Here is a 5,977-nt window from a genome sequence, read left to right on the forward strand (position 1 = left end):
GTGATCCTGGTTCGTGTTATGGTGAATGACCAGCTTAACAACCTGTTCCAGCTTATTGCCGCCTGTACGTCGCGCTCGGTGTGGCTGGTCGGTGGTGCAGTCCGAGAGCTTTTAACCGGGCACCAGCCGGTTGATCTCGATCTTGCGATTGACGGGAGTGGTCTGGCGCTCGCGCAGGCGCTTGCCGATGCCGGCCAGGGCACCTTCGTGCTGCTTGATCGCGAACGTGATACCGGTCGCGTCGTGCTGCCTGATGGCATCGTGATCGACTGCGCCCGCCTGCGGGCAGCCGATATTGTGTCCGATCTTTACCTGCGCGACTTTACCGTAAATGCGCTGGCACTCCCGTTGGATGCAGCGTGCCGGGGCGACTGGAGTGCATTACTTGATCCACTCGACGGGCAGGCCGATCTTGACGCACGCCGCTTGCGCCCGTGTACCCCGACCAGTCTACGTGATGACCCGTTGCGTGTGATCCGGGCCGGTCGCTTTCGCGCCACCCATCAGCTCATCCCTGTGCCCGAACTGGTGATACCTGCACGTGAGGTAGTCCCATTACTATCGGCGATTGCCGTTGAACGCATCCGTGACGAATTGCTCAAGCTCTGCGATGGGTTAGCTGCCGCTGGCGGTTTGCGCTTCCTGGATCAGGTCGGCGCACTCACTGCCATCTTCCCCGAACTGGAAGCGGCACGCACCTGCGATCAGCCGCATGTCCATTTTCTGCCGGTGCTGGCCCATATGCTGGAAACAGTTGCCGCGCTGGATTGGCTGATTGACAACGGCGAGCCACCCGTTGCTGTCCAGACCCATCCCCACCTGGAATGCATACTCCCGTTTGCTGAACAGTATCAGACCCTTCTCCACCAACGGCGCAGCAATGTGCGGCGGGCAGCCCTCTTAAAACTGGCAGCCCTGCTCCACGATAACGCCAAACCGCAGACGAAAGTCAGCCATCCCGATGGTACAGTAACCTTCTACGGTCATCAGGGGTTGGGTGCCGAGCGCGTTCTGATCATCGGTCAGCGTTTACGGCTCAGTCGGGCCGACACCGCATATCTGGTCTGCATTGTTCGCGAACACATGCGTCCAGGCCAAATGCGGAGTGGTGGTCAACTCACGGAGCGGGGGATTGCCCGCTTCTTCCGTGATACCGGCGATGCCGGGCCTGACATTCTCTTGCACGAACTGGCCGACCATCTGGCAACCCGTGGCCCCTGGCTTGACCCGATGGCGTGGCGGGAACATCTCCATTGGGTAGCAATGATGCTGAACCATTACTGGAACGCGCCGACCCCGTCGCCGCCACCATTACTGCGTGGCGACACCCTAATGGCTGCGTTGGGTATCAAACCGGGGCCGGAAGTAGGTCGCCTGCTACGCTTAATCCACGAAGCGCAACTGGCGGGAGAGATTCATAGTCCTGAAGAGGCGATTGCGCTGGCTCGCACACTACAGACCACCGATCACGGATAATGGATCATCAGCGTGGTCGGCGCGGCAAACGGATCCGGTCGGTTTGCTGCCGATCGCCGGCGGTAGGACGATCATCATCGAGGAGCGGTAACAGGATCAGGGTTAGTGCAATCATCCCGAACAACAACAATGATGGCAGGAATGACATCAAATCATTCATGAGGTGCCTCCGTCTGAAATGGGAACGCTTGAATGACAGGCGTCATCATCGTAACGAGGAGGCTACGCTGAGGGAATGACAGCGATCTGATGTCTAGCTGATGTATGAGCGCAGTACATCACGCACGATTTGTTCGAGGCGATCCAGCGGGAAAGGCTTAGACAAATAATAATCGATACGTTGCTCGCGAGCGCGTCGTTCTAGCTCAGGCGTCGCATAAGCAGTAATCATCACCACACAGGTATCGGGCGAAGTCTCCTTGATCGCAGCCGCAAGCTGCAAGCCATTCATACCTGGCATATTGTAATCGGTGATGACGAGCGGCACTTTCCTGAGCGCAATCTGAGCAAGCGCGTCAGCACCGCTGTTGACGGTAATAATATCGTATCCCCCGGTCAAATCTCGCATCAAGCGATGCAAGATGATGAGAATATCAGGCTCATCCTCAACTAGAATGATTGCCGGATTGCGACCGGAAAAATCGGACATAGGAGAAACTCCTTAATCTCCCACAAGCCCTATTACCTGTAAACAATCCACCCCATAACTGGCGAATATGGCAGTATTGTATCACAGCCCTGCATGACGGGCAAGCACCGAAGAAGTGGTATTATACGCATGACCAGGGAGACATGAACATGACAGTAGCACCTGAGGACCAGACACATCTGTAAAGGCTGTACAAAGGGTGGGTTAAAGCTGATGAACGTTCACTGTCCTACTGCAAGTTCTGGCAAAACGTCTGCTCTTTTAGCGGAACGTATCTCACAAGGCTGTGTCTCCGTCATATTGCGCCAGCACAGGCTGATGAACGTTTCCAATGCACCATAGACCGCATGTCTTGCTTGCAGTACACCTGAAAGGAAAAGCTTCGTCGCCTGTCCACGGAGCAATCACGCGCTGGATTGAACATCGTTCACGCTCCGTGATGTCCGTGGTATGTGGTTTGACGTGTGGAAGCTATACTTCCATCTTCACCGTGATCGATGTCATGCATAAGTCGTACCGGTCACAGATATGACGTGTGTTCTTGTTCCGATCATCTGACCTGTCAATGATGGAGGAGATGTCTATTTGTGCTTAAAGTTAACATAATGTTAATCCAGGATAATAAAAGTCATGACCTGCTACCTACTGTCACTCTCAGGCGGCGCTCTAGAACACTCTATCGTGATGTGTAAGCACGGGTATGCCCTGGAAGTACGAGCCTTTGGCTTGTCCACCACCTGGAATACCCCGCTGGGCGAAGACACGGTGGGGTATCGCAACCCTGAACCAGCACACGACAACGGGGGGGGCCACGTGGTAGCGGTGGTTCCCGCCCCCAGCGAGGGCGGGTAAGAGTGGGAGCGTGTTGCAGAGCCCTGCTGGAAGTAGTACTACCGTCATCCGCTGGCCACTCATCACTTGGCGCTGGTCCTGCATGCACCTGCGAGTGAACCAGTTCGTGCACCTGTGCTGTGACCCATCAGTGGCGTGCCGCCGGCACGCCTGGAGGCACGCCAAAGTAGGACAACCCGTATGACGCATAGTGTCAGTTCAGATCTGATATGAGTATAAGTATCTGCTTTTGTTAAAGGATAGGACGAGCAATTCTAAGCTGAAGCCAGACTACACCACCTGAAAACGCTGTCTCACCGCCATCGCAACTTCACCATGCGAGTCTTGTGAAAGAAGAACACCAGTTATGAGTCAACTACCCGGTATCTTCCTGAATGTGCTTGCCCCGGTTTTTCTGCTGGTTTTGCTCGGTTACATCACCGGCCCCCGGCTGCAACTCGAAGCCCGCACCCTCTCGCGATTCGCTTATTTTATTCTGACACCCGCCTTTGTCTTTTACGTCCTCAGTCAAACGCGTATCGAAGCTGGTCTGGCCGGGCGTATGATTGGCTTTATCACGGTGGTCTATCTCGGTTCAATCGCGATTGCCTTCCTGGTTGCCAGGCTACTGAGGCGCAGTGCCAAAATGAGCGCAGCGTATGTGATGATTGCCGCCTTTGGTAATGTTGGTAATTTTGGGTTACCGATCATTCAGTTCGCCGAAGGTCCGGCAGCACTTGGTGTAGCTACCGTTTACTTTTTGGCCAATCTGGTACTTGCCTTTATCGTGTGCGTTGGCGCTGCTAACTTCAGCCGTGGTTTTAGCCTGAGGATGGCAGCGCAGGTCTTCCGCACTCCTGCTCTCCTTGCCCTTCCGCCGGCCTTATTATTTAACTGGCTCAACATCAGCTTACCGCCGGTGGTTATGCGTCCGCTGGAACTCCTTTCCGGTGCGCTTATTCCGACCATGCTGATCGTGTTAGGAGCGCAACTGGCAGCGGCCGGTATTCCACGGATCAATCCTGATCTCCTCATTGCCAGCGCCATTCGCCTGATTAGCGGTCCGGTGCTGGCATTTGCCACGGTAGGCTGGTTTGCATTACCACAGTTAGAACGTAACGTTGGTATCTTGCAGGCCAGTATGCCGACGGCTGTGCTGGTCAGTATTATTGCCATGGAGAACGAATTGCTCCCTGAATTTGTTACGGCTACCGTGTTATTCTCGAATCTGGTTAGTATCATTTCACTGGCCATAGTTTTAGTCTTACTATAAAGAGCTTTGATTTGGAAATCACTGAATCAACAAATGTTTTTCGATCAATAACATCAGGATTTGCGTAATTTCGTGATTTCGTGTATAATCGGAGTATCGAATATTCATTATTCAGATTGCCCAGGAGCACAACATGAAACGACGAGAGTTTCTGCGTGGCGCCGCAGCAGGCGTTCTCGGTGGCCTTGGTCTGACTCTGTCAGCGTGTGGTCAGCCTCCGGCAGTGACTAATCCACCCACTGCGGCACCTGCCCAACCGACGGCAGCAGGTGGCGAACAACCGACAGCAGCAGCAACCACGGCCCCAGCACCGGCAACGCAAGCCCCCGCTCAGGGTTCGTCAATGCCGGCAGTTGAGTGGCGTATGGGTACGAGCTGGCCAATTGCACTTGATACCATTTATGGCGGAGCTACAGTGCTGGCCGAGCGTGTTGCCGAACTGTCGAATGGGATGTTCAAAATCACCACCTTCCCCGCCGGTGAGCTATTTCCCGGTCTTGAAGTACTTCAGAACGTTTCGCAGGGTACCGTCGAGTCGGGCCACACTGCTCTCTACTACTACGTTGGTCTCGATCCAGCGTGGGCGTTTGCAACCTCGTTGCCGTTCGGTTTGACTGCCCAACAGCAAAACGCCTGGCTCTACCAGGGTGGTGGTGAGCAAGCCATCAACAAGCTGGGTGAGAACTTTGGGGTGATCTGCTTTGTTGCCGGTAATACCGGTACCCAGATGGGTGGCTGGTTCCGCCGCGAGATCAACACCGTTGCCGACATGCAGGGTCTCAAGATGCGCATCCCCGGTCTGGGAGCCCAGGTCATGCTACGGCTCGGCGTAGTTACGCAGACTCTGCCCGGTGGTGAAATCTTCCAGGCGCTCTCGACTGGTGCCATCGATGCTGCTGAGTGGGTCGGTGCCTACGACGACGAGAAACTGGGTCTGCCTGATGCAGCCGATTTCTACTACGCGCCGGGCTGGTGGGAGCCAGGGCCAAGCCTGCATGCAGTCTTCAGTCTCGATGCCTGGAACAAGTTGCCGAAGGAATATCAGAACTTTATTCGGGTTGCAGCATGGGAATCGAACATGAACATGCTTGCCAAGTATGATGCGTTGAACAATGATGCCCTTGAGCGGATTGTTGCCAAGGGTAAACAGTTGCGCGTCTACAGCGACGAGATTCTCAATGCAGCCCAGAAGGCGGCATTCGAGTTGTATGCCGAGTATGAAAGCAAATCGGCAGCCTTCAAAGAGATTTTCCCCGGTTGGAACACCTTCCGCCAGAAGATTCAGCGCTGGCACCAGACCAACGAGCTGCCGTTTAATACCTTCGTCAAGAACAATCCCATTTAAATTCGAGTATTGGAAGCAAAAAGTCGGGTGAATCCTCTGCTCCACCCGACTTTTTGTTTGTACGCAAACCCGGTAGGGACGCGGCCAGGCATCTCTACTGGCTGTTCAGTGACTCTGGTTTAATAGCAGTCATTGCGGATTGTCTAGCACTTATTTCATAAAAGCTGTACGGTCGTGCTACCCGACCATTGCTCAGGCCCGTGAACGCTTGCCAATGACCAACGAAAGTCTACCCTGCTCCCGGTCTGCCAGTATGGAAGCGAGGAGCGCTGACGATCATCGCCAGTGCCATCACTCGTTGGATTGGGTGCCTTACTCGCTTGTCATGCGCGTGTCGTGCAGTTTGGAGTGCGGCAGCCATGCTGCCGCACCAGCCGTGCTCACGATCCGGCGCGTGGCATAC

Annotated in this window: 5 protein-coding genes; 3 read left to right on the forward strand and 2 right to left on the reverse strand. The window is 54.8% G+C overall.

Annotated features, from left to right (window positions below; genetic code table 11):
* Positions 1 to 1,476, forward strand: a 1,476-nt coding sequence (locus VAE55_RS06780; RefSeq protein WP_322815041.1) for a polynucleotide adenylyltransferase, incomplete at its 5' end; no start/stop codon positions are given.
* Positions 1,477 to 1,483: 7 nt separating this feature from the next.
* Here VAE55_RS06780 and VAE55_RS06785 read toward each other — a convergent pair.
* On the reverse strand, positions 1,484 to 1,636 hold the full coding sequence (locus VAE55_RS06785; protein ID WP_322815042.1) for a hypothetical protein: 153 nt from the start codon (positions 1,634 to 1,636) through the stop codon (positions 1,484 to 1,486).
* 93 nt (positions 1,637 to 1,729) lie between these two features.
* On the reverse strand, positions 1,730 to 2,125 hold the full coding sequence (locus tag VAE55_RS06790) for a response regulator (RefSeq protein WP_012258189.1): 396 nt from the start codon (positions 2,123 to 2,125) through the stop codon (positions 1,730 to 1,732).
* A 1,198-nt stretch (positions 2,126 to 3,323) separates the two neighbouring features.
* Here VAE55_RS06790 and VAE55_RS06795 point away from each other — a divergent pair.
* Together VAE55_RS06795 and VAE55_RS06800 are read left to right on the forward strand one after the other, a co-directional pair.
* The gene (locus VAE55_RS06795; protein WP_322815043.1) at positions 3,324 to 4,229 is read left to right on the forward strand and encodes an AEC family transporter; all 906 of its coding nucleotides are present in this window, start codon (positions 3,324 to 3,326) and stop codon (positions 4,227 to 4,229) included.
* A gap of 133 nt (positions 4,230 to 4,362) precedes the next feature.
* Positions 4,363 to 5,574, forward strand: coding sequence for a TRAP transporter substrate-binding protein (locus tag VAE55_RS06800; protein ID WP_322815044.1), 1,212 nt, complete (start codon positions 4,363 to 4,365; stop codon positions 5,572 to 5,574).
* Positions 5,575 to 5,977 lie beyond the last annotated feature (403 nt).

The organism is Chloroflexus sp. (assembly GCF_034432675.1).
Classification (GTDB): Bacteria; Chloroflexota; Chloroflexia; order Chloroflexales; family Chloroflexaceae; genus Chloroflexus.

Coding starts and splice junctions, on each gene's coding strand:
- VAE55_RS06800 (WP_322815044.1), top strand. CDS start 4,363: ATGAAACGACGAGAGTTTCTGCGTGGCGCCGCAGCAGGCGTTCTCGGT.
- VAE55_RS06785 (WP_322815042.1), bottom strand. CDS start 1,636: ATGAATGATTTGATGTCATTCCTGCCATCATTGTTGTTGTTCGGGATG.
- VAE55_RS06795 (WP_322815043.1), top strand. CDS start 3,324: ATGAGTCAACTACCCGGTATCTTCCTGAATGTGCTTGCCCCGGTTTTT.
- VAE55_RS06790 (WP_012258189.1), bottom strand. CDS start 2,125: ATGTCCGATTTTTCCGGTCGCAATCCGGCAATCATTCTAGTTGAGGAT.